The sequence below is a fragment of the Pseudooceanicola lipolyticus genome, assembly GCF_002786325.1.
GTDB lineage: Bacteria > Pseudomonadota > Alphaproteobacteria > Rhodobacterales > Rhodobacteraceae > Pseudooceanicola_C > Pseudooceanicola_C lipolyticus.
The window spans coordinates 1-2,013 of sequence record NZ_PGTB01000309.1; the positions used below are offsets into that span (position 1 = coordinate 1).

Consider the following 2,013-nt stretch of genomic DNA (forward strand, 5'->3'; position numbering starts at 1 on the left):
CGAGCGCGCCCGGCTGGCCCGGGCGCTGCAGGCGGAGCTGGCGGCGGTGCTGGACGGGATGCCGGACGAGGGTCTAACGGCGGCCTGAACGGGGGGCTGAACGGCAGGCAGAACGGGGGCCGCGCCGCCTAGCCGCCTAGCCGCCTAGACGCCTAGGCGATCAGCAGCGGTTCCAGCCTGAGCACCAGCGCGTCGATCCGGCCGGTCTGGAAGAACAGGTTCAGCTCGCAGCCGGTGGCGCGGGCGCGCAGCGCCGGGTCGATCGGCAGATGGGCCAGATGCGTGCGCCGCCCCGAGGGCAGCACCACCGGTTCCGGCAATGCCGTCTCCTGCATCCCGCCCTCCAGGTGATAGCGCAGACTCGGTTTGAAGGCGACCAGCGCCGCGGCCTCGGTTTCGCTCAGCAGGCCCAGATAGCGGCCCCGCCCCAGGGTCTCCGGCGGCAGCCGCATCCCCAGGCAGGCCCAGGCGCCGCTGTCGCCGGCCTCGACGCTCAGGCGGAAGCCGCGCGCATCGGGTCGGCACCCCATCACCGTCTGGCCGGCCGGATCGCAGGACAGCCAGAGCCCCGGCCCCAGATCCAGGTGGCCGGCGGTGACCGACCGGTCTTTTCCCTTGGAGAGAGCCGCAATCTGCCCCAGAAGCCCGGGAAAGGCCGCGACCTGCGGCTTGTCCAATGTCTCACTCATGCTGCGCCTGCTTTTGCTGTGCCCGTTTGCCTATACCTCGGGCAATTCGCCCGGCCGCGCAAGCCCGTCGACAATCTGCAGAATCGCCGCGGGCGTGACGGCGCCCTGCTGCCTCCCGCCGCGATGGCCGGGATGCAGCAGCGTGACCGGATCGTAATGGCCGGTGCCGGGCGCCTGCAGCGCCGCCAGTTCTGCCGCAACCGCCGCGGTGGCGCCCGGCGGCAGGGACAGGTCCAGCACCGCCGCCAGCCGGTCGAGCGCCGCCTCGGGGGCGCCGGTGATCTCGTCATAGGCGATCTCCAGGTCGCTGCGCGCCTGCCAATGCGCGTATAGCCGGTGATGCCAGGCCCAGGACCGGCGGATCGCCTCGGGCTCGTTTTTCAGCCAGCCCATGCGGATCAGCGAGGCCAGGCAGGCTTCGGGCCGGCGCCGGGTGGTCAGCACGATATCGGGCGTGAAGGTGACCTCCTCGGGCTTGTGCGCCTTGACCAGATGCACCGGCGCCGGATCCTCCGGGCGGTAATCGGCGATCCAGGCCGCCTGCAGCGCCGTCCCGGACAGTTCCAGCAGGCGGCGCGCGGCGTTGAAGGCCCAGGTGCTGCCCGACCGCGGCACCCCGGCGACAAGACAGATGCGGGGAGAGGAAGCATGGGGCATAAGCACAGGTATCCGGGTAGAGGCGCCCCATAGATAGGCATGGCCGGCGCCGGGCTGCAAGCCGCGCCGGGCCCGCCTGGCGGCATCCGGAAACCGGCGCGGCAAACAGTTCGATCTGCTCTTTCGCAAGACCCGGAGGCGGGTGCGCGCCCGCGTAATGGGCGAAATAGGGGTTACGATTGAAAGGCTTAAAGCTTTGGCCTTGTGCCCGTGATCATGATTCGAGATATCCTCCCGGTGATCCGCTTCAAAATCTCACCCTCCATTTGCACTGGTTCGGTAATTTCATGATCACACCCATTCTTCTCTGCGGCGGCTCGGGCACGCGTCTCTGGCCGCTGTCGCGCAAGTCTTATCCCAAGCAATTTGTGCCCCTGACCGGGGAAACCACCCTGTTCCAGGCCTCGGCCGCGCGGCTCTCGGGGCCGGGATTCGCCGCGCCGCTGGTGCTGACCGGCTCGGATTTCCGCTTCATCGTCACCGAGCAGCTGGCCGCGGCGGGAATCGATCCCGGCGCGGTGCTGATCGAGCCGGAGGGGCGCAACACCGCGCCGGCGGTGCTGGCCGCGGCGCTGTGGCTGGAACGGAGCGATCCCGAGGCGCTGATGCTGGTGGCGCCCTCCGATCACGTGGTGCCCGATGCCGCCGCCTTCCGCGCCGCGGTCGA

Annotated in this window: 3 protein-coding genes; 1 reads left to right on the plus strand and 2 read right to left on the minus strand. The window is 70.0% G+C overall.

Annotation, left to right across the window (positions count from 1 at the left end; translation table 11 throughout):
* Positions 1-152 precede the first annotated feature (152 nt).
* The gene (locus CVM52_RS25365) at positions 153-689 is read right to left on the minus strand and encodes a hypothetical protein (RefSeq protein WP_133120000.1); all 537 of its coding nucleotides are present in this window, start codon (positions 687-689) and stop codon (positions 153-155) included.
* Between the two features lie 30 nt (positions 690-719).
* On the minus strand, positions 720-1,346 hold the full coding sequence (locus tag CVM52_RS25370) for a sulfotransferase family protein (RefSeq protein WP_133120001.1): 627 nt from the start codon (positions 1,344-1,346) through the stop codon (positions 720-722).
* A gap of 287 nt (positions 1,347-1,633) precedes the next feature.
* Here CVM52_RS25370 and CVM52_RS25375 point away from each other — a divergent pair.
* Positions 1,634-2,013, plus strand: a 380-nt coding sequence (locus tag CVM52_RS25375; protein ID WP_172721092.1) for a sugar phosphate nucleotidyltransferase, incomplete at its 3' end; no start/stop codon positions are given.

What these genes read in the sequence shown, in the direction of transcription:
- CVM52_RS25365 (WP_133120000.1), bottom strand. Translation starts at nt 689, where the DNA reads ATGAGTGAGACATTGGACAAGCCGCAGGTCGCGGCCTTTCCCGGGCTT.
- CVM52_RS25370 (WP_133120001.1), bottom strand. Translation starts at nt 1,346, where the DNA reads ATGCCCCATGCTTCCTCTCCCCGCATCTGTCTTGTCGCCGGGGTGCCG.